This is a genomic window from Cystobacter fuscus (genome assembly GCF_002305875.1).
In the GTDB taxonomy this organism is placed as follows: Bacteria; Myxococcota; Myxococcia; order Myxococcales; family Myxococcaceae; genus Cystobacter; species Cystobacter fuscus_A.
This window is the reverse complement of record NZ_CP022098.1, coordinates 7,273,876-7,299,078: the sequence shown is the minus strand read 5'-3', so window position 1 is coordinate 7,299,078 and position 25,203 is coordinate 7,273,876. Positions and strand designations below refer to the sequence as shown.

General features: G+C 70.9%; 19 protein-coding genes. 14 read left to right on the top strand and 5 right to left on the bottom strand.

The window, feature by feature from the left end:
* The first annotated feature begins 69 nt into the window (after positions 1-69).
* Genes CYFUS_RS29630 through CYFUS_RS29620 form a run of 3 tightly spaced genes read left to right on the top strand, consistent with a single transcriptional unit; the run spans position 70 to position 8,688 of the window.
* Entirely contained in the window at positions 70-1,956 is a 1,887-nt protein-coding gene (locus CYFUS_RS29630) for a hypothetical protein (protein ID WP_095988283.1), read from the top strand.
* Positions 1,953-5,546, top strand: a complete 3,594-nt coding sequence (locus CYFUS_RS29625; RefSeq protein WP_095988282.1) for a flagellar motor protein — start codon at positions 1,953-1,955, stop codon at positions 5,544-5,546. The genes CYFUS_RS29630 and CYFUS_RS29625 overlap by 4 nt, the downstream gene beginning before the upstream one ends.
* A 22-nt stretch (positions 5,547-5,568) precedes the next feature.
* Positions 5,569-8,688, top strand: coding sequence for an MYXO-CTERM sorting domain-containing protein (locus CYFUS_RS29620; protein ID WP_095988281.1), 3,120 nt, complete (start codon positions 5,569-5,571; stop codon positions 8,686-8,688).
* A gap of 21 nt (positions 8,689-8,709) precedes the next feature.
* On the opposite strand, the gene CYFUS_RS53100 is transcribed toward CYFUS_RS29620, so the two are convergent.
* Positions 8,710-10,815, bottom strand: a complete 2,106-nt coding sequence (locus CYFUS_RS53100; protein WP_232536884.1) for a response regulator — start codon at positions 10,813-10,815, stop codon at positions 8,710-8,712.
* A gap of 30 nt (positions 10,816-10,845) precedes the next feature.
* On the opposite strand from CYFUS_RS53100, the gene CYFUS_RS29605 reads away from it, so the two are divergent.
* The 3 genes from CYFUS_RS29605 (at position 10,846) to CYFUS_RS29595 (ending at position 13,190) form a co-directional block, all read left to right on the top strand.
* Positions 10,846-11,241: a VOC family protein gene (locus CYFUS_RS29605; protein ID WP_095988280.1), complete on the top strand. Its 396-nt coding sequence runs from the start codon at positions 10,846-10,848 to the stop codon at positions 11,239-11,241.
* 67 nt (positions 11,242-11,308) lie between these two features.
* Entirely contained in the window at positions 11,309-12,643 is a 1,335-nt protein-coding gene (locus CYFUS_RS29600; RefSeq protein ID WP_095988279.1) for a general secretion pathway protein GspE, read from the top strand.
* 76 nt (positions 12,644-12,719) lie between these two features.
* Positions 12,720-13,190 (top strand): NUDIX hydrolase, encoded by a 471-nt coding sequence (locus CYFUS_RS29595; protein ID WP_095988278.1) that lies wholly within the window; start codon positions 12,720-12,722, stop codon positions 13,188-13,190.
* A gap of 113 nt (positions 13,191-13,303) precedes the next feature.
* Here the strand turns inward: CYFUS_RS29595 and CYFUS_RS29590 are convergent, their stop codons facing one another.
* The 3 genes from CYFUS_RS29590 to CYFUS_RS29580 all read right to left on the bottom strand — a co-directional run bounded on the left by CYFUS_RS29590 (position 13,304) and on the right by CYFUS_RS29580 (position 17,710).
* Positions 13,304-14,248: a hypothetical protein gene (locus tag CYFUS_RS29590; protein WP_157758736.1), complete on the bottom strand. Its 945-nt coding sequence runs from the start codon at positions 14,246-14,248 to the stop codon at positions 13,304-13,306.
* A gap of 101 nt (positions 14,249-14,349) precedes the next feature.
* Positions 14,350-16,377, bottom strand: coding sequence for a serine/threonine protein kinase (locus CYFUS_RS29585; protein ID WP_095988276.1), 2,028 nt, complete (start codon positions 16,375-16,377; stop codon positions 14,350-14,352).
* 49 nt (positions 16,378-16,426) lie between these two features.
* Entirely contained in the window at positions 16,427-17,710 is a 1,284-nt protein-coding gene (locus CYFUS_RS29580; RefSeq protein ID WP_095988275.1) for a trypsin-like peptidase domain-containing protein, read from the bottom strand.
* 174 nt (positions 17,711-17,884) lie between these two features.
* On the opposite strand from CYFUS_RS29580, the gene CYFUS_RS29575 reads away from it, so the two are divergent.
* From CYFUS_RS29575 to CYFUS_RS29550, 6 genes are all read left to right on the top strand, one after another.
* A complete protein-coding gene (locus CYFUS_RS29575) occupies positions 17,885-18,892 on the top strand; it encodes an ATP-binding protein (protein WP_095988274.1) in 1,008 nt (335 codons plus the stop codon).
* A 60-nt stretch (positions 18,893-18,952) separates the two neighbouring features.
* Positions 18,953-19,354, top strand: a complete 402-nt coding sequence (locus CYFUS_RS29570; protein ID WP_095988273.1) for a hypothetical protein — start codon at positions 18,953-18,955, stop codon at positions 19,352-19,354.
* Entirely contained in the window at positions 19,347-19,604 is a 258-nt protein-coding gene (locus tag CYFUS_RS29565; RefSeq protein WP_095988272.1) for a DUF5985 family protein, read from the top strand. Before CYFUS_RS29570 ends, CYFUS_RS29565 begins: the two co-directional genes overlap by 8 nt.
* Positions 19,601-19,885: a DUF5985 family protein gene (locus tag CYFUS_RS29560; protein WP_095988271.1), complete on the top strand. Its 285-nt coding sequence runs from the start codon at positions 19,601-19,603 to the stop codon at positions 19,883-19,885. The genes CYFUS_RS29565 and CYFUS_RS29560 overlap by 4 nt, the downstream gene beginning before the upstream one ends.
* Positions 19,886-20,009: 124 nt before the next feature.
* Positions 20,010-20,585, top strand: coding sequence for a hypothetical protein (locus CYFUS_RS29555; RefSeq protein ID WP_157758735.1), 576 nt, complete (start codon positions 20,010-20,012; stop codon positions 20,583-20,585).
* A 165-nt stretch (positions 20,586-20,750) separates the two neighbouring features.
* Complete coding sequence (locus CYFUS_RS29550) at positions 20,751-21,431, top strand: hypothetical protein (RefSeq protein WP_157758734.1); 681 nt, start codon at positions 20,751-20,753, stop codon at positions 21,429-21,431.
* A 56-nt stretch (positions 21,432-21,487) separates the two neighbouring features.
* On the opposite strand, the gene CYFUS_RS29545 is transcribed toward CYFUS_RS29550, so the two are convergent.
* Positions 21,488-22,249, bottom strand: a complete 762-nt coding sequence (locus tag CYFUS_RS29545) for a hypothetical protein (RefSeq protein WP_232537842.1) — start codon at positions 22,247-22,249, stop codon at positions 21,488-21,490.
* 198 nt (positions 22,250-22,447) lie between these two features.
* On the opposite strand from CYFUS_RS29545, the gene CYFUS_RS29540 reads away from it, so the two are divergent.
* Together CYFUS_RS29540 and CYFUS_RS29535 are read left to right on the top strand one after the other, a co-directional pair.
* Entirely contained in the window at positions 22,448-23,191 is a 744-nt protein-coding gene (locus CYFUS_RS29540; RefSeq protein WP_095988268.1) for a L,D-transpeptidase family protein, read from the top strand.
* Positions 23,192-23,364: 173 nt separating this feature from the next.
* Positions 23,365-25,080, top strand: a complete 1,716-nt coding sequence (locus CYFUS_RS29535) for a polysaccharide deacetylase family protein (RefSeq protein ID WP_095988267.1) — start codon at positions 23,365-23,367, stop codon at positions 25,078-25,080.
* The last annotated feature ends 123 nt before the right edge of the window (positions 25,081-25,203 follow it).

The window sequence follows — 25,203 nt, the reverse complement described above, 5'->3', positions numbered from 1 at the left end:
CGGCATGGACGCTGATAAATTACCGACACTCTGATCCGTTTCCTGTCAGTCCTGCTGTTCGCGGGCACGGTGGCCTCGGCGGACACGCTCGACATCCTGGGGCCATCGGCGGCCGTGGCGCCCGAGGGGTTTTCCATCGCCCTGGCGCGACGGGACGCCTCGGGCACCCTCGTGTCCGCCGAGGACGTCGCCGTGTCCGCGAGCGGAGCGCGCCTGGTGCCCGGCTCCGGGCAGCCGCCGCTGCGCACGTTCCTCGTCGTCCCGGAGCCGGACGCGCGGCGGGTCCGGGTGTCCGCCCAGGCCGGGGAGGCGCGGACCGAGGCCGACTTCACCCTGGGCCCGCCGGCCACCCAGGTGTCGCTGGCGTTGGAGCCGCCCGCGCCCGTGAAGGGACGGGACAAGGAGGCGCGGCTCACGGTGCGCATCCTCCAGCCGGACGGCACGCCGGAGGACTCCGGGGCACCTCCCGTGCTGCGGGCCAACGTGGGACGGGTGGAGGAGCTGGTGCGCGCGGGGCCCGGCACCTGGACGGCCCGCTACGTGCTCCCGGACACCCGCTACCCGGAGGTGGCCGTGCTCGTCGCCTTGTCGGCGTGGCCCCACCCCCAGTCCATCCATGGCGCCTATGGCAGGGTGCTGGTGCCGCTGGCCGCCGCGGTGGAGCTGCCCGGCCGCACCGAGCCGAACGCACGGCTGTCCGTCTCCATCGCCGGGGTGGACTTCGGGCCCGTGAAGGCCGCCGCGGATGGGCGCTTCCGCCTGCCCGTCATCGTCCCGCCCGGCCATGACACCGCCCTGGCGAGCGCGGTGGACAAGGCGGGCAACGTGCGGCGCACGAAGATGAACCTGGCGCTGCCGCCCACGGACGGGTTGGCGTGCGTCCTCCACCCGCAGCGGCTGCCCCCCGATGGCGTCTCCCAGGCCCGGCTGCTGTGCGCCACCAGTGACGCGCTGGGCCAGCCGGTGCACCAGGCGCGCGTGGAGGTGAGTGCCCGCCATGGCACCCTGCGCGGGCCGACGCACGCGCCAGGGGGACTGCTCGAGTGGCGCTACACCGCGCCGGCCTCTCCGCCGGGGACGCCGGAGCGGTTGCTGGCCACGTGGCCGGAGCGCGGCGCGGGCTCGCGCGAGGAGTTGTCCATGCAGCTCGAGCAGGGGCCGGTGGCGCGTGTCGCCCTGGAGCTGGCCGAGCCGCTGGTGCACCTCGGCTCGACGGTGCGCGTGACGACCCGCGCCTGGGACGCCGCCGGCCAGCGCAGGCCCGGGGCCGTGGTGGTGCCGCGCTCGCCCCTGGGCACGTTCTCCGCCCCCCGGGAGCAGACGCCGGGGGTCGTCGAGCTCTCCTGGAGCCTGCCGCCGTTCGCGCGGGAGCACGAGACGACGCTGGAGGTGCTCGCGTATGGCCCGGTCGGCACGGAGCCCGCGCGGCTGAGCGTCTGGGTGGACGAGGGCGTGCTGTACGCGGGCGTGACGGATTTGTGTGGCCTGCCCGTGCCGGAGCAGCCGCTGCGCGTGGGCGACGCGCGGCTCGTGACGGGGGCGGATGGCACGGGGGTGCTCGGCCCCGCGCGCCCGGGCCGGCTGGAGATCCTCCACGAGCGGTGGCCGGGACTGCGGCGCACCCTCGACGTGCTGGCCGAGGGCGGGCCGGTGTTCCCCGTCGATCCATCCCCGCGCGCGCCCCGGGAGACGCGGCGGGTGCGGCTGGCGCCCGAGGCGCCGGTGAACGTGCGGTTGAAGGTGGACGGCGCGCGGGTGACGTATTGGATGGAGGACGCGACGGGCCGGGTGCTGGAAGGACGCGAGGCCCATGTCTGGTTGTCCGCCGGGGAGAAGAGCGCGGTGGTGGTGGAGGGGGGACGCGGCAGCTTCGTCGTGAAGAGCCCGGGCCCCGTGAGCGTGTCCGTGGCGGACGTGGCCACCGGTGTCACGGCGATGGTGGAGGTGCGTCCTTGAGGCGCGGGCTCCTGCTCGGCGCGGCGGTGGGCGTGCTGGCGGGGCCGGGCACCGCCCGGGCGCAGCTCGCGCGGCAGGAGCCTCCGGAGCTGGCGGCGGCCATCACCGGGCGCGTGTGTCGCGACGAGGACGCGGATGGGCGGTGTGCCCCTGGCGAGCCGGGCCTGCCCGGCATCCGCCTCGTGCTGGCCTCGGGCCGCGAGGTGCTCACGGACGCCCAGGGCCGCTACCACTTCACCCAGGTGGACGCGCGCGGCCCGGACGCGACGGGCGGCCTGCACCTGCGTCCCGGCCGTCATCGCCTGCGCCTGGACACGCGCACCCTGCCCGCCGACAGCGTGCCCTCGCCCGAGGCCGTCACGCTCGAGGTGCCCTGGGCCGCCGGGGTGCTCCAGGACTTCGCGGTGCGCCTCCAGGGCGAGACGCCGCCCACCGTGCGGCTCGCCTATGACGCGTCGCCACCCGCCGCGCGGGGTGTGCCGGGCGGGGTGGAGTTCCTCCTGGCGGGCCACGTGGAGCCGCACGAGGAGGTGATGGTCGGCGGCGTGAGCGCGAGCGTGGACGCCCGGGGCGACTGGAGCGCCCGCGTCCAACTGGTGCCTGGGGAGAACGTGCTGCCGCTCGTGGTGCGCGGCACCGGGGGCGCGCTGCGCCTCTTCCAGCAGCGCGTCGACGTGGTGCCCCGCGAGGTGGGCGTGCTCGTCATCCCCCGCGCGCCCGAGCCCCGCGGCGTGCTGCGGCTGCCGGGAAGCAAGGAGCGTCCACCGGCCAGTGGCCCCACGTCGTTGAACGCCGAGCTTCCCCCGGGCACGCGCGTGCGCTCGTCCGAGGGCGAGGTGACGGTGGGCCAGGATGGCTCCGCGCTGCTGCCCCTGGAGCTCGCCCCGGGCGGCAATCCCGTCGTCCTGGAGGTGCAACCGCCCGGCGAGCCCGCCTGGAAGATGACGGTGCCCGTGGAGGCGGTGCGGCGGGACTTCGCGGTGGCCTTGTTGGACGTGGAAGCCACGTACTTCCCGTCCACGGGGGGCGTGCGCCTGCGGGGACGGGGCTCGGCCCATGTGGAGGCGTACCGGGGGCCCTTCTCCCTGGTGGGCGAGCTGGACGTGCGCGACACGGACGTGGACGCCTTGCGCGGGCGCCCGCTGGTGGATGCGCTGCGCCCCCTGCTTCCCCGGTTGGATCGGGTGCCGGATCCGGATTGGGTGCTCCCCGAGTGGGGCGATACCTCCGTGGGCCTCACCCCCAATCCGGCCGAGAGCCGTCTGCGGCTGGAGCTGCGTCATGACTCCCTGGGCCGCGTGGGCCTGGGCACGTACCGGGCCCGATGGGAGGAGGGCGAGGTGGGCCGCTACCACCGTCCCCTGTTCGGCCCCTACGCGGAGCTGGCGGCGCAGCTGGGCCCGGTGCGCGCGGGCGTGAAGGGCTTCGCCGGGGGTCTGGCGGATCCGCTGCGCGCCATCGCCGCGCAGCCCGCGTACGAGGAGCTGCGCGCCACTGGCGGCAGTCTCTACTACCTGGGCTCGGTGCCCATGGCCGAGGGCTCCGAGGTGCTGCGCGTGGAGCTGCGCGATGGCCTCACCGGGTTGCCGCTCGCCGAGCGGCACCTGGTGCGGCACCGGGACTACGACATCGACTACGTGTCGGGGCGCATCCTCCTGGCGCGGCCGTTGTCCTTCGTGTCGGGCGAGGCGCTGTGGAGCGCCGCCGCTCCGACGGCCGCGCCGGAGCCCGTGTTGTGCGTGGAGTACGCGGTGCTGCGCTCCGGCGCGCCCACGGACGCGGTGGGTGGCGAGGCCTGGGCCGAGTGGAAGGGCGGACGGGTGTCCGTGTCGGCCGTGCGCGAGCCGCGGGGAGGGCGGGCCTACCAACTGCTCACCGGGCACGGGCGTGCCACCCTGGGCGCCTACACGCTGCTGGCCGAGGTGGCGCGCAGCGAGGGCGCGGCGGTGCCGCCGGCGTCCTTCGGCGTCTCGGATGACGGGGGACTCTCCTTCCTGCGGCCCTCGCTGGACTGGGCGCCGGCCGGAGGGGACGCCTTGAGCGTGCGCGTGCGCGGGCCGGGCCTCTTCGGGCGCGGCTCCGTGGATGCGGCCTTCCGTCGGCGCACCGCGGGGTTCTCCGATGGCGCCCACGCCGATCTCCAGTCCTCGCGTCAGCTCTCCCTGCGCGCCGTGCAGCCCCTGGGGTCGTGGCGCCTCACGCTGCTCGGGGATGATCGCCTCACGGCGGATCCGCGGCGTCCCTTCGAGCCGGGGGAGGTGGGGGCGCGCACGCTGGGGCTGGGGCTGGGCTACGAGTGGGAGCGGTGGGGCGTGAGCGTGCAGGTGCGCGACGCACGCCTGCGCGCCAGCGTGCTGCCCGGAGAGGACACCCTGCTCGAGGGAGGGCGGACCTCGGTGGGGCTCGAGGGGCACTACCGGGTGAACGACTGGCTGAGGGTGTCGGCCAGCCACCAGCAGACGGTGGGCCTCTACGGCGACGGACTCGGCCGGGTGGCGGACACCTTCGCCGCGGTGGGCGCGGACGTGACGGCGGGCGACGCCACGGTGGGGGTGCGCGGGGGCTGGGGGCCCGAACTGGGGCCGCTCGCGTGGGTACGGGGTGGTTGGAAGCGGGGCGAGGACGTCTACTACGGCGGCTATTCGGTGGACGTGGACGGGCCGGACTTCGGCGCGCGCCGCATGGTGAGCGGCGCGAGCACCCAACTGGCGGACGGCACGAGCGTCTTCGTGGAGGACGTCGCCTCCCATGACACCCAGGGCATGCGGCTGGCGCGCGCGGTGGGCTTCCAGCGCACCGTCTTCGGCGCCCTGGACCTGAGCGCGCGCTACGAGCGGGGTGTGCGGGGCGTGCTCGACGTGCCGGACACGCTGCGGCGGGACGCGGCGGGGGTGTCCGGACAGCTCGTCCTGGAGCGCCTCCGGCTGGGGGGCCACCTGGAGCTGCGCTTCGAGCGGGGCACGCCCGGACGAGGCTCCAGCGCGTCGGTGGATCGCCTCCAGACGGTGGCGATGCTCGCCGCGGAGGCCGTGCTGCGCGAGGACCTGTCGCTCTCGGGCCGGATGAACTTCAGCCGCACGGGCGAGCGGGAAGGCGGGCGTCTGGAGGCCCGGCTGCTCGAGGGGTACGCCGCCCTCTCCTGGAGGCCCGGGCCCTTCGCGGTGGTGGCGCGCTACGGCATCAACCGGGAGCTGTCGCCCGGAGAGCGCCAGGTGTTTGGCGAGCGGGAGCAGCAGATCATTTCACTCCTGCCGGCCGTGCGTCTGGGAGATCGCCTCGCGCTGGCGGCGGGTCTGCACGCGAGCCGCAGCAAGCGGGGCGAGGTTGCGATATGGGTGTTCACCGGCTCGTTGCGCCCCTCGGTGCGAGTGGTGGGCGGACTGGAAGTGGCGGTGGAGGGCGCGGGGCGGTCGGTGTCGACCGACCATGAATCCTTGGGTTCGCTCCGAGGCGAGATCGCCTGGCGCGTGGATGACCGGATGCGGGTGGGCGTGGGCTACACCCTGCTGGGGTTCACCGGAGCGGACTTGTCACAGGAGACCCAGAATGAGGCCGACAGGCTCTACCTTCGAGCGGAGTTCGCCTACTAGGTGGCGCACGCGCGCGCGGCTCGTGTGTCTGGCCGCGGCGGGGGTGCTGGCGATGCTGGCCGCGTCCCGGGCGCACGCGGGATGGCGCGAGGTGACCGCCGTGACGGAGCGGCCCAACGACGTCCTCGACGTGTGGGGGAATGGGACGTTCTCACTGGGCTATCTGGCCGATAGCGGGGGGGGCGTCTACCTGTTCGTGGACGGTGGCGTGGCGCACAATCTCAAGGGGCTCGGGGCGAACGACTCGGTGGGCACCTCCTACCAGCCGGACACGGGCTGCTTCGTGAGCATCGACGACTACGGACAGCGCGTCTCGCGCGGCACGGATGGAGGGCTGTGCGGGGGCGTCACTCCCGGCTCGTCCATCATCTCTCCGGACAACGGCTTTCACCGCGTGAAGCAGGTGCCGGGCGGAGGTGCCGCCGCGATGACCCGAGGCAACGAACAACACACGGTCCTGCTTTCGGGCGCGGGCATCGACGTGCCCGCCGACACCTTCGAGCCGGTGGTGCGCTTGGAGCTGACCTCGAAACCGGACGCCCCGTTCGCCGTGACGCGGGTGGGGTCGAAGATCTACTCCTTCCTTGGAAGCTCGAGTGTCGTGCCCAACGGCAAGTGGGGCACCCTCAACCCCAAGAGTGAGCCGTCCTGGTTCCTGGACAATCCGGACGGAGGCTCGGTGGGCCCGCTGCGGGCGGTGGCGCTGTTTCCCGTCGAGGGCTCGTCCGTTCCCTTCGCGGTGATGGGCGCGCGTCATGCCTTCCTCCAGGGCTCGACCACCTCGCTCCACGTGGCCCAGCCGCTGGAGCCGGGCGAGGAACTCGTTGCCCTGTCCATGGGCGTGGAGGGGGGAGGCGATGGGGGCCATGGGTTCGGCATGGCCCTCGTGACGCGGGCGGATGGCAGCCGCCAGGTGATGAGTCCGTTGCCCATGCCGGAGGAGGCGAGCGCGGGCACCCTCTGGCGCCCGCGCGTGATTCCACCGGACGTCATGAAGAACATGACGGCGAAGCTGACGCAGGTGGCCTGTCATGGCGCGTCCTTCTGCGTCCTCACCGCTCCGGGCGAGACGGTGCACAACGTCTTCACCTACTCCAATGAGGCGGGCCCCGAGCTCTCGGTGCTGGACTCGGACGGCGGGGTGGTCACGGCGATGGACTTCGAGGAGGACGAGAACCTCCAGCTGACCTTCCTGGGCAAGGACTCCGACGGCGATCCGGTACGGCTCACCGCCGCGTACTCGGCCACGGGCCCGTGGGAGGTGAAGTCGATGTCCGCGGAGCCAGGCGAGCCCGTGGTGATGGACATCTCCACGAGGCCCATCTGCCAGACGACGGACGCGGGCCACTTCGAGGTGACGGCCTCCGACGGCCTGGCGGCGCACGAGGTCCGGCGGACGATGCCGGTGAGGGTGCTGCATACGTCGCGCCCGGAGATGCCCCAGGTGGTGCGGTCGGACGGAAGCGTGGTGGACCCGGGGCAACTCGCGGGCGAGCTGGTCGCGGGCGGCGCGCCCCTGACGCTCCACGCGGTGGGGGACAGGACGTCGGCGAACTGTGGATGGGCGAGCAAGCGCTGGACGCGGGTGTCCACGGACGGTCCGGTGCCGACGCAGCTCGAGGGCCGCGCCACGCTCGTGCCCCCGCGCTTCTTCTGCGAGGCGGGAGGCCGGGACTACCAGTACCAGCTCGACGTGGTGGACGAGGGCGGCCTCTCCAACTTCCAGCGCTACACGGTGCACCAGAAGCCCTGGGGTGCTCCGGAGCGCGTCTTCGCCACGGACGGCGTCGTGGTGAATGTGCGCCCCGGAGCGCGGCTGGAGTTGTCCCCCGAGGGCTCGCACGGCTGCGTGAACGCGCCCGGGTTTCCCGGCATGGTGACCACCTGGGACATGAGACTGGAGGATGGCCGGGTGCCGGGGCCGGAGCTCTCCATCCAGAAGCAGGAGGGCGGCGCCGTGACCGACTTCCCGGTGGACGCGACGGGGCTCGTGCTCCAGACGAGCGTCTGTCAGCCTCCGGCCCGGGTGCGGGTCAGCGCCACGAATGCCGTGGGCACCGAGCGCGGGGCGCCTTCCCAGCGCGAGCTCGTCATCGAGTCGGCCTGGACGCCGCTCAAGCCCGACTCGCTCCAGGTGTCGTTGAGCGAGAGCGCCCAGACGCTGTGGGTGGACTCGCCTCTCGACTGCGAGGTGGAGCGCGAGCTGCGCGCGGATCTGCGCTTGGAGCCGGAGGACGCGAACGTGCCGACGAGGACCGCGAGCGTGGCGGTGCCGGGCGAGTGGTCGCTGGCGGACCTGGACTGCGGGCTCTACCATTTGCGCGCCACCCTGGAGGACTCCACGGGCAGCTCCATGGAGCAGCAGGATCGCCAGCTGGTGTTGCCCGGCCGGGGCGTGTCCCTGGAGCCTCGACCCCAGAACGGGATGAAGGCCGTCTGTGGCCAGGGCGCGACCATGACCCTCTCGTCCCTCGTCACCCCCACGCCGGGGTTCTGCCAGACGCCGGACTACACCTGGACGTATGCGTCGGCCCTGGAGCTCGAGCAGCTCTCCGAGCCGGATGGCTCGGTGCGGCTCGCCACGAAGGAGAAGGAGCTGGATGCGCTGCTCGGCGGCGTCGTGCGGGTGGGCGTGACGGCGAGCAAGGGGCCCGCGCGCACGGAGCTGTCGTTCGACGTGCCCATCTCCGTGGATCCCTTCGTGAAGGTGGGCCGCCGCTCCGAGCTGCCCGTTGCCTCGGAGACGGGACTCGTGAGCGTGCTGGTGGATCTCACCAACACCACGGCGTGCGACGTGAGCGGGGCGCGCTACGTGGAGCACCTGGAGGGGCTCGCCTACGTGGAGGGCAGCGCGACGCTCGACGGAGCGCCCGTGGAGACGCACTGGAATGGCAGCGCGCTCCAGGTGGACGGGCTGCTGCTGGCGGGTGGCGCCACCCGGACGCTCAGCTACGTGGCGCGGCCACTCTTGGTGGGCGAGCGCCGCATGTGGGGCGAAGCGAGCAAGGGCGACGTGCGCCTCTCCGCGTCCGAAGCGAACGAGCCGCGTCCGTCTGGCTGTGGGTGCGCCAGCTCCGGGTCGGGGCCGATGCTCTTCGTGCTCGCAGCGCTGGGAGCGGCCCTGCGCCGCCGCCGCCGGTGATGGCCGCGGCGGGTGGGCGCCCTACAGCCCGAAGCTGATGCGGCGGCGGCTGCCGGGCTCCTCGCGCCGCTCCTCCAGCACGCCGAGCAGCTCCAGGCCCCGCAGGGTGGCGAGCCCCTCGCGCTCGGGCAGATCCGTGAGGGTGAGCAGATCCTCCACCGTCTTGGTGCCGTCCGCGTACGCCAGCAGCAGGGCCTGCTGTCCCTTCAACTTCAGCTCGTGCAGGGCGTAGGGGGGCGCGGCCGAGGGGAAGAGCCGGCGGGAGCGCGGCATGTGCTGGCGCAGCGCCACCAGGGGCTCGGAGCGCTGGACTCCCTCGAGGATGAGATCTCCGGGGAAGAGCGACAGGGCCACCCGTCCCGCGCTGGGAGGGCGCAGGGCGCTGAAGCCATAGGCGCCTTCCGTCCACGAGAAGGTGGACCAGAGCACCTCCTTCACCTGCTCCTCGAGCACCTGCTGGCGCCGCCGGGCGTCCACGAACCCCAGCCGGGCGAGCGCCTCGCTCGAGCGCAGGTTCTGTTCCCGGGCGAGCGCGAACGCCGCCTGGGCCTGGGCCTCGCTCACCACGCCGCGGCGTACGCAGAAGCGCAGGAAGCGCTCCGGGGCGAGGTTGGAGGCGGCGTACACCGGCCGCCCGGCCTCGAAGTAGACGACCTTCTGGGTGGTGCCCTGCCGCAGCTTGAGTTCTCCGCTGTGGCGCGCCTCGTAATAGGCGTTGAGCAGGCGGGGGACGCTGGTGTCCTTGAGGTTTCCGGAGAGCGACCAGGCGGGGGGCGCGCGCGTCCGGGGCGCGGTGCTGGTCGTCTTGCTCCACACCTTCTCGCGCTCCCCGAAGGGCAGGGCGAGTCCGGGCTCGGGCTCCAGCGGCTCGGCGGAGGACTCCCGTGGTGGGGGGAGATCGTAGATGGAGGGCTCGGGGAGGGCTGGCTCCTCGGCGGGTCCGAGTGCCTCCAGGGCCTGGAGCTCCTCGGAGGAGACGACGGACGTGGGGGGAGACTCCTCGGCGGGCCCGAGTGCCTCCAGGGCCCGGTGTTCCTCGGCGGAGGGGCCGGGGGGAGGCGGTTCCTCGGCGGGCCCGAGTGTCTCCAGGGCCTGGAGCTCCTCGGAGGAGATGGTGGGGGTCGGAGGTGGCCCCTCGTCCGTCCCGAGTGCTTCCAGGGCCTGGAGCTCCTCGGAGGAGATGGCGGGGGTCGGGGGCGGCCCCTCGTCCGTCCCGAGTGCTTCCAGGGCCTGGAGCTCCTCGGAGGAGATGGCGGGGGTCGGAGGTGGCGCCGTGTCCGGCCCGGGCTCCTCGAGGGTCGCGTACTCGTCGACGGGGAGGGTGGACGCCGGAGGTGACTCCTCCTCCGGGTCGAGCATCTCCAGCTCCTGCAGTTCCTCCTCGGGCGGCTCCTCCGGGACGAGGGGTTCTTCCCGTGCGTCGGGGGACTCGAGCGAGGAGAGATCCACGAGCCCCGCGAGCTCCACCGTCCTGAGGGTGATGGGGGTCTCCCGGACGAACGCGGGCGCGGACTCCACGTAGGAGGGGGGCGGAGCGGGTGGGAGCGGAGGAGGAAGGGGGCGCTCGTCGCTCAGCGGATCCTCCGCCTCCTCGATGACGGTGAGCCCCTGGATGACGGGGGACGAGGGCTCGGCGGACGCGAAGAGGGGCTCATCCTCCTCGGTGACGGCGAAGCCCGGCTCGTCGTCCAGTTCCATGAGCGTGGCGTCCTCGAAGACGACGACCTCGTCGGAGTCATCGTCGGGGGGAGGGGCGGGCGGGGGGCTGTCCAGGCCGCACAGCTGCTCGACGTACTCCAGCAGGTGCAGCAACTCGAAGGGCTTCTCGAAGAAGGCGCGCGCGCCGTACACGTCGGTGGCCTCGCGGGCGAAGCGATCGCCCTTGAAGACACCGCTGACGGCGATGGCGGGAATGGCGTTGTCCCGGAGCGCGGAGAGCACGGCGCTGCCCCGCATGTCGGGCAGGAGCAGATCCACCACGGCCGCCTCGAAGGCCTGCGGGCGCACGAGGGCCAGCGCGGCTTCGCCGGTATGGACGGCCGTGGCCTCATGGCCGCGGCTCTCGGCCGCGGCGACCATGAGGGAAGCCAGCTCGGGGTGATCCTCGACGATCAGCAGTCGCGCCATGGGGGCCGGGCACCATATAGCATCCGCGTCATGGACGTTCAGGGCTTCCATCATCTGGCCATCCAGGTACGCGACGTGGAGCGGGTCACCGCCTTCTACCGGGACGTCCTGGGTCTGAGAGAGCTGCAGCGCCACTTCCGGGCGGACGGCTCGCTGCGCAGCGTGTGGGTCGGGGTCCCCGGCGGTGGCTTCCTCGCCTTGGAGGCGGTGGCGGGCGAGCCCGAGGCGGGCTCCTTCCGTCACGAGCGGCCGGGCCTGTTGCTGCTCGCCCTGCGCATCGCCCCGGCCGAGCGGGCCCGGGCGGTGGAGACCCTGGCGCGTGCCGGCATCCCCCTGGAGCACGAGACGCGCTGGACGGTGTACGTCCGGGACCCCGAGGGCAACCGGGTGGCGCTCAGCCATCACCCGGAGGATCCGATCTCCTGAGAAAGCGGATGGCCGCCTGGCGCGTCTTGCGGAGAGCGCCAGCGGGCGGCTACAAGCCCAGGCCGTCATGCGCCTGGGCGAACTGCTCCTCCAAGAAAAGCTCATTACCCCCGGGGCGCTGGAGGAAGCGCTCGAGTCCCAGGTCGTCCACGGTGGACGGCTGGGGACGAACCTCGTGGAGCTGGGCCTGCTGTCCGAGCAGGAGCTGGCGCGCGTGCTCGGCCAGCAGCACGGCGTGTCCGCGGCCTCGGGCGAGATGGTGCCGGACCCGCGAGCGCTGGCGCTGGTGGATCCGAGCGACGCGGACGACAAGGACTACCTGCCCATGCGGGTGGACGCCACGCGCATGAGCGTGGCGATGCTCAACCCGGGGGACATCGCCACGCGGGACGCGCTGGCGTTCAAGACGGGCAAGCGCGTGGTGCCGGTGGTCATCCCCGAGTTCCGGATGAACCAGTTGCTGCGGCGCTACTGCAAGGCGTTCCGCGCGATGCGTTCCATCGACATGAACGCGGTGCGGCCCTCGCGGGCGAAGCAGGCGGAAGAGCAGGAGATCTCGCGCGCGCGCAACGAGGATCTCATCAGCGAGGAGGAGTTCCAGTCGCTCTACGCCCAGGCGCTCAAGGGCGGGAGCGCGGCGGCGGGCCAGGAAGAGCCGGTGTTGGATCTCGTGGAGACGGTGGAGGAGGAGGCGGCGCCCGAGCCGGTCGCCGAGCCCGTTTCCGAGGCCATCATCGAGGGGGAGGTGCTCGAGCCCGAGCCGCTTGTCGAGCCCGAGCCGCTCCCGGTGCCAGTGCCCGAGACGTTGCCCGTGCCAGGGGCGCCCGTGCACCGCGAGGCGCCGCGGCGCATGTCGGTGCTGGAGCTGGAGGACGTGCCGCGCCCGAGGGTGCCCGCGCCGGAGCAGGTGTACACGCCGCTCACCTTCGCCGAGGCCCAGGCGGAGCTGTCGCGCAGCATGGATCGCGAGCAGGTGGCGACGACGGTGCTGCGCTTCGCGCTGGGCAAGTGGAAGCGGTGTCTGTTGTTGAGCGTGCAGGGCAGCCTGGTGACGGGGTGGCGCGGGATGGGGCAGGGGGTGCGCGAGGCGGCGGTGCGGCGCATGGGCATTGGCCTGCAGGGGCCGAGCACGTTCCGGCTGGTGCGCGACACGCGAGCGCACTACGTGGGGCCGGTGAGGCGGGACGCGGCCTCGGGACTCTTCTACAAGCTGCTCACCGGGGACTATCCGACGACGGCCGTCATCCTGCCGCTGCTCGTGCGGGGCAAGCTGGTGCACATGCTGTACGTGGACAATGGCCCGGGGCAGCTCACCCCGCCCGACGTGGGCGAGCTGCTCATCCTCTCGCAGGGAGTGGGCCGCTCGTACGAGGCGATGATCCGCCGCCGCAAGAGCGCGTGAGGCGCGAGTAGGGGGGGAACCTGTGCTTTCGTGGGCCTGGGTGTGAACAAGGCACGTTGGCTTTCTTGAGAGGGCAATGAGCGGCGGGCGTGCCTGGCGAGGTAATTGGAAGACCCGTTTGTATGAAAGGGTCCGTGAAATGGGTTTCGATTCGCTCACCGCCTTTGCGAACGCCCGCCCCGCCGTACCGGTGTTGGCACTGGCAGATGAGCTGGGCGAGGAAGACGTCGCAGGCGTGCAGGTGTTGAGCGAACTGCTCGCCGAGGCGGAGCGGAGTCACCAGGTCACACGATTCGTGCGCGATGTGCTCGTCCGCGAGCTTTCCGAGTGTCTCCCTGACGGCTGGCCAACCGTTGTGGATGATGCCAACCGTTTCAAGGTCGCCATGGCGCTCGGCTCGTGGGCTGCCTTCGCCCCAAAAACCCATGAGGAGCGTGTCAGGCAGGCGAGGGAAACACTCCGCGCCAAGCCGCCGCCGCCTGGCTGGCGCCCGCTTGGTCCCGACGATGCGCTACTGTGCACACTCCTGCCAGACGAGGAAGTCTGAGTTTCACCTCCCCCAGGCGGGAGCGCATGGTGTGCAGTGCGCCGGCTGACGAGTGGGGAGTTCGTGCCTCCCCCTCGTGACCATGTCCAAGAACTTCGTGGACACTTCACCCATCAGTACGGCGTGATGCGGAACAATCCCTGGCCATCCACCCGGCTGCTCGAAGAGGTCGTCTGGATGGAGACGATCGAGTTCACCTGGAAGGGCTTCGCGGCGGGATAGCCCTCGTTGTCGAGCACGGACTCGAGGAGATCCTGCTCGCGCAGGTTGAAGACGAACTGGCGATCCGGAGTGCCATTGGCACCCATCCCGAGGCGAAGGCCCAGGAAGCGAACCCTTCCATAGGGCGTGGCCTCCAGGATGAACTCGGCCGTCGTGCCATTCAAGGCCGGAGCGACGCGGCTGGTCAGGGCCTCGGAAGGCACTCCTCCGAACTGCAAGGTGACGGGGCCCGTGGTCACGTGCAGCCGGCGCACGACGCCATCGGTCGACTTGCTGATCGTGGAGGACTCGAAGCTGAGGGTGAAGGGCACCGTCTGTCCCACCAGCGGCTCGAACAGGGGGCCATCCCGAGGATCCGAGGAGGCGCCCTGGAACTCGATCTCGCCCGAGATGAAGCCTCCGCTGTCCACGTGGATGCCCACGTCCGCGCTTCCCTCGCCCTGCAGCTTGAACAGGAAACGCACCTTGGAGGTCGCTCCCTTCTCGATGGAGAACGACAAGGGGTTGGGTGAGATCAACTCCGCCTGCACCCGCTGGCCCGGCTCATTCGCGCGCTCCAACTGCCACCCGCTGTGCAGCCGGATGGAATAGGCACCGATGGCGAGCGGCACGCTCACGGTATCCGCCGACGTGTCCGTGACGAGAACGTTCTGGGGGCCCATGATTTCGAACGCCGCGCCCACCAGCTTGAAAACCTTGCCATCCGCGCTCGTCGCCGTCAGGGGGAGCGTCAACGCGCCCTCCGTCTCCGGCGTCTGTGTTTCGGTTTCCGTTGCTCCACCACAAGCCACTGCCATCAGCGCCAGCACATACGCGCCGAGCTTCCACATCCGCATGGTCTCTACCCCCTCTTGGGTGCTCGAACCTATAGAGGAGCAGCCTGTTTGCTGTCAAACAGGGCGGAATCTTCCAGTTCCACCGTCCATGCCTCGGCGTGTCACGGCGTCGTGGGCGTCGCGTCGAAGGTCAACTGCTGGTCGGGCTCCAGCCGGAAGGTCTTCTCCCAGCGGCCCTCCCCGGAGGTGACGACGAGCTGATGTTCTCCCTCCCACGGAGACAGCTTGCGCCCCGCCTTGTGTCCGTCGAGCAGGATGACGGCGCCCGGAGGCGCGTTCACCTGCACCGAGCCCCGGCCCAACAGGAAGCGCTCGGTTGTCATGCCCTGGGGTTTCACGGTGAGGGTACGCGTGGTGCGTACGCCCTTGGCGGGGATGCTCAACTCCAGCGTGTGCTCACCGGGCGGCAGCGGCACGGTCAGGGGCGTATGGCCCAGCGGCTTGCCCCCGAGCGACACCTCCACCTCGGGCAGCACGAAGAGTTTGAGCCGGGTGGTCACCGGAGCGCTCTCGGCCGTGGGTGCCCCCGAGTCCCCGGGTGCGGGCGGCGAGGGCTGCGTGCCCGCGGTGAGCACCTCGGAGTCCGAGGTCGCGGGTGCCTCGGTGTCTGGCGCGGTGGCCACGGCCGGGACCGTGTCCGAGGGCGCGCCCGGTGCCTGGGCCGGTTCGGCGGGCGTCGGAGCCTGGGCCGTCGCCTCTGGCGGGGGCTCGGCCTGCGGCTGCGCGGAGGGCGCGGCGGTGGCGACAGGGGAGGCCTTGGGCGCGGCGGGAGGCACCCGCTCGCGCGTGCTCCACACGAAGAAGCCTCCCGTGGCCACGACGGCGGACGCGATGGCCAGCGCGCCGGCGATCAGGGGCAGGTGAGAGCGGGGCTTGTGCGGCGCGGGCGCCGGGGCCTGCTTCTTCTTCGGAGCGGGGGGAGGAGGGAGGGGCCGCGGATGGGCGGGAGTGGGCTCCGGCTCCTCGCGGGGCAGGGGTCGCGCCACTCCGGGACGGGCATGCCGGCCGGTGATCTCCAGCACCGAGTCCACGGCGTCCGCGTCCTCGTTCTCGAAGGGCACGTCCACGAAGTCGGTGCTCACGTCGATCTCGGGCCCCGGCTCGGTGGGAGGAGGCGGGGCCGCCGTGGCACCCGAGGGCCGCCGTGGCGGGGCCGTGACGGCCAGCATCGCTCCCGCGCTCACGGGCGAGGCGCGGCGTCCCACTTCCGCCAGTCCCATCTCCAGCATCTGGTGCCGTGTGGCCCGCGCATCGCGATCCGGCGGGAAGAGCTGGGAGAGGAACTCGGCGAAGACGCTGGCCGGGGGGATGACGCCATCGACGGCGGCCAGCAGGGCCTCGCGGAACTCGAGCGCGTTGGCGTAGCGCTCGTGGACGCGCTTGGCGGTGGCGCGCGTCACCACCGCGGCGAGCGCGCGCGGCACATCCGCCGGCAGGGGAGGCAGTTGCGCGGTGAGGACGGCCTGATCCCCATCCGGCGCGTCGTGGAAGGGCATGTGCCCCGACAGGCACTCGTGCAGCAGCAGGCCCAGCAGGAACACGTCGGTGCTCGGGGTCATCGCCCCCCGGCCGCCGTTGAGCTGCTCGGGGGCGCTGTAGTTGCGGCGGTTGCGCACGCGCCGGCCCGTGCGCTCACGGGGTGCGACGCTCAGGGCGCCATAGCCCGTCACCTTGCACACGCCATTGAAGGAGACCATCACCGTCTCCGGCCGCACGTCCCCGTGCACCAGCGGCGTGCCATCGTCGTTGCCCGCCAGGTGCGCGTAGTGCAGCCCCATGGCCACGTCCGAGGCAATGAGCGCGGCGAAGGCGGGGGGCATGCGCGGACGCACCTCCAGCACCCGGCGCAGGGACTCGCCGTTGGCGAACTCGGTGATACGGGCCAGGCCGGGCTCGAGCTGGGCCAGGCCGTGCACGCGCAGGATGTTGGGGTGCTCGAGCGCGGAGGCGCGCTGGGTCTCGCGCTGGAGCTGCACGGACAGCTCCGCGTCCCGAGCCACGTCGGGCGGTGCCCACACGAGCACCACCGGCCGGGGCGCCCGGCCCTCCTCGAGCGCGAGCCCGAGGAAGGCCCGCGAACCCTCTCCCGAGAGAAGAGGTCCCAGGGAATGGTAGCGAACCGAATTCATTGGAGCCCCATGCTAGAGGTCCCGACCCGGGCTTCGCTAGGGCCCCTGCCTAGAAAGGCAGGGTGACGTGGTAGCCGTGACGTCCGCGCCGCACGAGCAGCAACACGCTGCGGCTGCCCCGGGCCGACAGGAGCGCTTCCTGGAAGGCCGCGGGCTCGGTGGTGGGCTGGTTGTTGATGCGCGTGATGAGATCCCCCGGCTCCAGGCCCACCTCGTCCGCCGCCGAGCCGGGACGCACCGACTGCACCGCCATGGCGCCACGCACCGGCTTCACCCGCAGTCCCAGCCGGTTCCATCCCAGCGCCTCCACGAGCTGGGGAGGGAACTCCACGGGGGTCACCTGGAGTGTCTTCGACTCGCCATCGCGGAAGACGACGAGGGGGAAGGCGGCGCGCGCGGGGTAGCCGCGGGCGCGGGTGACGTAGTCCTCGGCGTCGGAGATGCGAGAGCCGCCCATCTCGGCGAGCACATCGCCCCGGCGCACGCCCGCCTGCTCGGCGGGGCTGCCCGGCTCCACCTCCCGGGCGACGACGCCGTAGGTACGATCCCAGCCGAGCTGCCGGGCCAGCCGCGGCGACAGCCCCTCCACCTCCAGGCCGACCCAGGCGGGGCGCACCTTTCCGAAGCGGGTGAGCTCGTCCATGATGCGGCGCACCTTGTCCGCGGGGATGGCGAAGCCGATGCCCTGGGCGCTCGCGAAGATGGCCGTGTTGATGCCGATGACGTCGCCGTCCACGTTGAGCAGTGGCCCGCCCGAGTTGCCCGGGTTGATGGCCGCGTCCGTCTGGATGAAGTCGTTGTAGGTGCGCCCGTCCGCCTTGAAGGTGCGGCCGGTGGCGCTCACCACGCCCGACGTCACCGTCTTGCTCAACCCGAAGGGGCTGCCGATGGCCACCACCGTCTCGCCGATCATCAGATCCGCGCTGGTGCCCAGCTTCGCCGCGGGCAGGGGCTGCTTGGAGTTCACCTTGAGCACGGCCAGATCATTGTTGGCGTCGCTGCCCACCACCTCGGCCTCCAGCTCACGCCCGTCGGCCAGCACCACGTGGATGGCGGAGGCGCCCCGGATGACATGATCGTTGGTGATGATGACGCCGCTGGGGTCCACGAGCACCCCGCTGCCCAGCCCCTGGGTGCGCTGGGCCTGCGGCGGCGCGCCGAAGAACTCCTCCATGATGGAGCGCCGTCCGCGGAACGGGGACTCCGCCTCCTGCTCGGTCCCGATGAAGACGACGGCGGGGGACACCTTCTGCACCACCTCCACCACCTCGTTGCGCCGCCGGGCCAGATCCGCCCGGGCCTCGCCTCCCACCACCGCCAGCACCGCGAGCATCCCCAGGCCCCTGCGCACTGCTTGGGTCGTCTTCACGTCCTTGGTCTCCTCTGTTGCACGGACGCCCGCGGGAGGCGGGCCGCCCGTTGAATGTCGGGAACTCCGCAATGATAGCGGCATTCCCCAAAACGGGGCTGGACGGGTGGGGGGGGCGCCTGACTGGATGGGGGGCCTATGAGTCTCGTCCTGGTGGTGGACGATGAGCCCGCGGTGCTCGAGGTTCTCAGTCAGGTGGTCGAGGACCTGGGTCACGATGTGATCCAGGCGCGTGATGGCGAGGAGGCCTGGAGCCTCGCGCGCGCGCGCCGGCCCCAACTGGTGGTGACGGACCACATGATGCCGCGCCTGAGCGGCCTGGATCTGTGCCGACGGATGCGCGGCGACGAGTTGCTGGGCCGGGTGCCCATCATCCTGTTGAGCGCGGTGCTGCCCCACGGCGCGCCCGAGGCCTACGCCTTCCTCCACAAGCCCTTCGAGATCACGGACTTCGAGGGGCTGGTGCGCAAGGCGCTGGCTCATGCGCCCAAGCCCAAGCCGTTGGAGGGCACGTCCGCGGTGGAGCGGCTGGGGGATTGGGTGGCCGAGGGCTTCGCGCGGCCGATGTCCTCGGCGCGCTCCGAGCTGGAGCGGCTGCGCGAGCAGGGCCGGGCGGACGGCGGCGCGCTGCAACGGCTCGGCGAGCACCTGCGGACGCTGGAGGGCCTGACGCGCGACTTCCAGGAAGCGGCGCACCTGGTGGCGCACGCGGTGACGCTGCGGCCGGTGATGGCGGACCTGGGTGCCCGGTTGCGTCAGGCGTGGGAGACCTCGCGCCAGCGCCAGCCCGGGGTGCTTTGGAACGTGCAGGTGCCGGGCGAGCCGGTGGAGCTGCGCTTCGATCCGGAGCGCGTGCAGCGCATGCTGGACGCGCTGCTGGAGCAGGCGGGACGGCATGGGGGCGAGGTCCGGGTGGAGGTGGAGTCCACGCCCTCGATGGTGACGATGCGGGTGAGGGATCAAGGGCCGGAGCTGACGGACGAGGAGCGGCAGCGGCTCTTCGAGCCCTTCCGGGCCCAGGGCTCGACGGGAAGACTGGGGCTGTATATCGCCTCGGAGCTGGCGCGGCTGCATGGAGGGGGGCTGTCGGTGGAGTCCACGGGCAGCGAGGGCACGACGTTCAGCGTGGTCCTGCCCCGGGGCTGAGTGGAGGGAGTGGAATGCGCCTTCGCTCCAGGCTCGTGGGGAGAAAGGGTGGGATGACTTTTGGGGGCTGGCGATCTTCCCGAGGATGTCCAGCGGCTCATCGCCGAGAACATCGACTCCGTGGAGCAACTGGAGATTCTCCTGCTGTTGTTGCAGCACCCGGACAGGAGTTGGAACGCGGAGTCGGTGGCTCGCGAGCTGCGGATCTCCCCGATCTCCGCGGGTGAACGGCTGGAGGACCTGACCTACGACGGGTTTCTGGCCCGGGCCGACGGGAGCGAGCCCGGGTACCGTTACGGTCCGGCGAGTGCCGCGCTGGATGCGGCGGTGCGCGGGCTGGCCACGGCGTATCCCACGCGCCGGGTGACCGTCATCAACCTCATCTTCTCCAAACCGGTCGACAAGATTCGAACCTTCGCCGACGCCTTCCGGCTGCGGAAGAAGGGGGATGACAATGGCTGACGCGGTCTTCCTTCTGTGCGCGGTGACGAGCCTGGCCTGCGCGGTGCTGCTCCTGCGGGGCTATGCCCGCAACCGGGTGCGCCTGCTGTTGTGGAGCAGCCTGTGCTTCGTCGGGCTGGCGGTGAACAACGCGTTGCTGGTGTTGGACAAGCTGATCCTCCCCGGCGGGGATCTGCTGTTGTTCCGCAACCTGTCCGGGTTCCTGGCGCTCGCGCTCCTGGTGTATGGCCTCGTGTGGGATTCCGAATGAACGACTTCCTCTCTGGCATGACCTCGGGTCTGTGCCTCGTCGCGGGGCTGTTCTTCCTCCGCTTCTGGAGGAAGACGGGGGATCGCTTCTTCGGGTTCTTCGCCGCCTCCTTCTGGATGATGGCGTTGCACCGGGTGATGATGGTGTTGCTGAGGAACGGCGAGAACGAGCACGTCCTCGTGGTGTATCTCATCCGGCTGCTGTCCTTCGTGCTCATCCTGGTGGCCATCGCGGACAAGAATTGGGCGAGGCCTCGTAACAGGCGCCGGCCAGCGAGGTGAGACGCCCGCCGCGCGGGCCGTTCCGCGCGTGAATGACTCAAAACCAACGACGGCAGGCACTCCGGGACAGAGGGGTGTACGCGGGGCCTGGTGCTATTCATTCGCTTGTACCAGGAGACAACCCATGCCGACACCGCATCGCGCCGCCGTCGTTTTGTCATTGGCCGCCCTCCTGGGGGGCTGTCACTCCGAGGCGCCGTTGGACAACCAGGGAATGAGCGGCGCGAGGCTGGGAGAGGCTTTGATTCCCGAGCAGCCCGCGCTCGCGGATCCCTGCGCGGGCGCCACGGGTCCGGGCACCTACAAGGGCTATACGTGCGGCACCTCGTTCCACTTCATCACCACCGAGAGCGTCTCCTGTCAGGCGGCGCTCCGTAAATGCACGCGCAAGGCCGAGGCCAATCCCGGGACGAGCTTCTACTGTACGTGGAACGATCGGCTCGTCTACCGCAAGGAGGTGGCCGCCGGGGCCTGCAATCCGCTCGTCTGTCAGGTCTCCTCGGGAACCGGCACGTACCGGGGCTACATCTGCGGTTCTCACAACTTCATCACGACCAACAACATCCCCTGCCAGTACGCGCTGGACAACTGCGCCCTCAACGCCGCGAACAATCCCAGCCGGAGCTTTGTCTGCACGTGGAATGGCATCGAGGTCTTCCGCAAGGAGCAGGTCCCAGGCAGTTGCAATGACCTGCCGTGATCCCCTGGCTTCGCACGGGTGCTGATAACGAAGGGCCGGAAGGCTCTCCATCACCGAGGGACTGTCATGATGCGCCGCCTGTTCATCCTTGAAGTGTTTCTGCTGACCACGGGTTGTGGGGGGGCCGTGGCGCCATCCCAGGAGGAAGACCCGGGGCCAGGGACCGTGAAGAGCAGCCTGGCGTTCTTCGATTACAGCGCCTTCAATACCAACAGCGCGCAGGATCCCCACAACTCGGCGAGCAGTGAGATCTCCCTGGTCAAGGGGGAGACGATCATGCTGGGGACCTGCGGGTTGACCGACAGCGCGTTCACGGGCGATACCTACCTTCGCCTCTACGGTTCATCGGTCCAGGTGGCCGCCAACGATGACTCCGAAGCCTGTGGACTGGACTCCATGGGCTCCAGAATCGTCTATACGGCCCCGGCCGCGGGGATCTACACGCTCCGGGCGGGATGCTTCGATGTCGGCGCCTGCTCGGGAACGATCGCGCTCTCGCGCCGCAAGGCGACCTTCGCCGCTCCCAGCTTGCGCAACACCCGCGACGCGACCGTCAACACCTTCAACAAGCAGTACTATTTCAACGGAGGAGATGTCGTCCGCGTCAGCACCTGCGGCGCCACGGCCCTCGGTGCCAGCGCCAGTGGGGACACCCTCCTGCGGCTCTTCCAGCAGAGCAACGGCGGTTACACGACCGAGGTCGCGAACAACGACAACGCGGGAGAGCCCTGCGCGAGCGCGGCCGAGCTCGTCTACTCCGTTCCCTCCGCCGGGTACTACCAGATCCGGGTGGGCTGCGCCGGCAACACGGCGTGCAGTGCGACCGTCGCGGTCTACACCGAATAGCGCTGGGCCCCAGCGGGCAACGGACTCGTTGCGCCCGCTCCTGAGCAAGGCCTCCTTCATCCACCCGGGAACGCCGTGGCGACGCTCGCGGCGATGCGGGCGTGGGCCTCGTCGCGCAGCGGTTCGCCGTGGGCGCTGATCAGGTGGCGGAACGGCAGCGTGAGCAGGCGGCGGAAGTCGTCCGCGCGCGGCTGGCAGGCGCCGATCCACGTCGATGGGAGGTTCGCGGGGCGGATCAGCCCTTGCGCGGCGAACATCGCCCCGCACTCCGGCGAGAAGAAGCGGTCGACGTGCGTCCAGTTCTGGATCGCGTCGCAGGTGATCAAGATGCCGCCCTCGCGGGCGAGCAGGACCGCGGCCTCGGGGAAGCGCGCCGACGCGAACACGAACGCCGAGCCGTTCGTGAACGGGAGCGGGCCGCCCTCGGCCAGAGGGCATCCGGTCGCGCGGCCGTCGGCGTGGGTCGTCGCTGGCAGAGCCCACAGCGTCGCGCCGTAGCGGTCGCAGTAGAACGGGTCGTCGCGGCCGTGGAACGCTCCCAGTCGGACGACGTGGCGGACCTCGCCGAGGCCCTCGAGCGCGCGCAGTCCGTCGTCGTCGAGGCGGACCGTGTTGAGCAGCGTCAGCGCGCCGGCCTCGCGGACCACGGTCATCGTCCGGCTGGTCTGCAAGTCGACGCCAGCATGGGACGTCTTGTTGGTCCCGACGACGACGAACACCTCGGGGAACACAGCCTCGAGCGCTCCGTGTGGCCAGGCTGGACTGTACTCGAACATCGGCGGCACCTCGCGCGCGAGGATGCCGGGACCGCCGCCCACCGTCAAACCGGAGCAGGACGTCGTTTCTTACGCCCAGCGCCTCGCCCTCATCCGGTCATCTTGACTCCATGCGTTGAACCCAGAGCGACCGACGTCCACGGGGGCCCCGGCCCGCGTGTTGGAGACTCGAGGAATGGGCCTCGGCGGAACGGATGGGCGACCCCGGGTGTCCACGCGGCCATGATGAGACGACTGTGGATGAGACGACTGTGGCTGTGGGGATTGTTGGTGCTGGGGGCCTTGCCCGCGGGGGCGGCGGACCGGGTGGATCGAGCGCGGCGCGACAAGACGGCCGTGGTGGTCAAGGCCTTCCGCGACGCGGGGGTGGCCTGGCCTCCCGAGGAGCTATTCGTGCGCGCCTTCAAGCACGAGCGCCAATTGGAGGTGTGGGGAGGTGCCCGGGGCCAGCCCCTGCGCCGGGTGAAGACGTACCCCGTCTGCGCGGCCTCGGGGGTGGTGGGGCCCAAGCGGCGTGAGGGAGACCTGCAGGTGCCCGAGGGCTTCTACACGCTCGACCAGTTCAACCCCTACAGCAACTTCCACCTGTCCATGCGGGTGAGCTACCCCAACGAGTCGGACCGGCGGCTGGGGCAGCGGCCGCTGGGCGGGGCCATCTACGTGCATGGCAACTGCGTGAGCATCGGTTGTATCGCCATCGAGGATGGCCCCATCGAGGAGCTGTACCTGATGGTGCTGGAGGCGCGCGCGCGCATGAAGCGGGATGTGCCCCTCCACATCTTCCCCCGCCGGCTGGACGCCGAGGGCCTCAAGGCCCTGGAGTCGCAACCCGGGGCCACCCCCGAGCTGCGCGCCTTCTGGCGCGGGCTGGAGCCGGGGTGGCGCCTCTTCGAGCAGACCCGCCGCCCCCCTCGGGTGACGGTGGACTCGCGCACGGGGGCCTATGCGATCCAGCCCGCGCACCAGGACGTGCGGAGGAAGTGACGGAGAGGACCACCGACGCCGGGCCGGAGTAAATATCCGGAGAGGACCGACGTCGGGTGAGCCGCTCCGTGGCGATGTCTCTCCAACCCGCCAGCGGGAACCCGCGAGGATGGAGGGATGCATCTTGTTGCAGGGGACCAGTTCAAGGGGGGATTTCATCGTGAGGAAGACACATGAGTGGACGACTTGTCGTGCGAGGAGTGCTGCGGGGGCTCGTGATGGCCCTGCTGGTGAGCATGGGCCCGGCGTGGGGCTCGACGCCGTTTCAACGAGGCATGGTGAGCATCACGCTGGATGACGGCCTGAGCTCGCAGTACACGACGGCGCGCCCGGCCCTCAATGCCCGCGGCATTTCCGCCACCTACTTCCTCATCACCCAGAACATCCGCGGCGGGTTCTCGGGATACGTGACCGTGCCGCAGGTGCAGACGCTCATCACCGAGGGCCATGAGATCGGCTCCCACACGATCACCCACCCGGATCTCACCACCCTGACCGCCAACGCCCTGGAGATCGAGCTGCACGACTCGCAGGCCTGGTTGAAGTCGCAGTTCGGACTGCTCGCGGTGCCCTCGTTCGCCTCGCCCTACGGCGCCTACAACCCGAGCGTGCTGAGCACGATCTCGAAGTCCTACGACAGCCACCGCACGGTGAGTGGAGGCCAGAACTTCAAGGACTCGAACATCCTGCAATTGCGCTCTTATGACGTGCACGCGGGCGTCACGCTGGACACGGTGCGCTCGTGGATCGACGCCGCCGCCGCTGACGGCAGCTGGCTCATCCTCACCTTCCACCAGATCGTGACCGGCACGGCGAGCACGTCCACGGAGTATGGCGCCGCCGACTTCGCGGCCATCCTCGATGCCGTCAAGGCGAGGAACGTGGACATCGTCACCGTCTCCGAGGGTCGGGCGCGCATGGATGGGTCGACGGGCGACGCCTCGGGCGACACGTCTGTCTATGCCGATGCCCTGGGCGATGGCTTCGTGGACTGGAGCTACACCCCGCACAACCTCGACGACCGCACCGTGGTGCGCACGGGCCTGGCGTCCCTCTCCGCCGAGCTCAACAAGTGGAACGCCGTCTATCTCCACCACACCTCGGGGCTCCCCGCGTCCCAGTACACGTCCCTCGAGCTGTGGGTGCATGGTGGCACCGTGGGAGGGCAGGGCGTGCGGCTGCTGGCCTACGATGGCTCGCAGAAGCTCGGCTCGGTGCGGCTGGATACGGTGCTGGGCCACGCCATCCAGGCGGGTACCTGGCAGCAGGTCATCGTCCCGTTGGGTTCCATCGGCCTGTCCTCCACGGGCACCGTGCGAGACCTCTACCTCCAGGACGACACGGGCACCAACCAGAGCACGGTGTACTTCGACGACATCCGGCTGCTGCGCTCCAGCACGCCGCCGCCCACGACTCCTCCCACGGAGCCGCCGACGACGTCCGCCTTCACCCTCTACGCGGACAGCCTCCACACCACGTTCAAGGACCGGAGCTGGGCCACGCGCAACCTGGCCGCGACCCAGCTCGTCCACTCGGGCGCGTCGGCCATCTCCTTCGAGCCGGATTCCTGGAAGGCCCTCCTCTTCAACACCACCACGCGGGTGGACCTGAGCCTCTACAAGACCCTGTCGTTCTGGGTGCATGGGGGCACCACGGGCGGACAGGTCGTGCGGGTGCTGCTCAAGGAGGATGGCTCGACCGAATTGGGGAGCATGCGCCTCGACGTGGCGTTGGGCCACGCCATCAAACCGGGCGTCTGGGAGCAGGTCCTCATCCCGCTCGGTTCCCTGGGCGCGAGCAGCCGGCTGCTCCAGGAGATCTACTTCCAGGATCAATCCGGCAAGGATCAGGGCACGCTCTTCCTCGACGACATCCAACTGCTGCCGTGAGGTGGTGCACGAGGGCGCCCAGGGCGTGGTCGCATGTCCCTCATCGGGGCCGAGGCTTCCGCTGAGGGACAGCTCGCGGCGGAGCGGGGAGACAGGGGGAGGGCGGCCCTGTCTTCCCTTCCA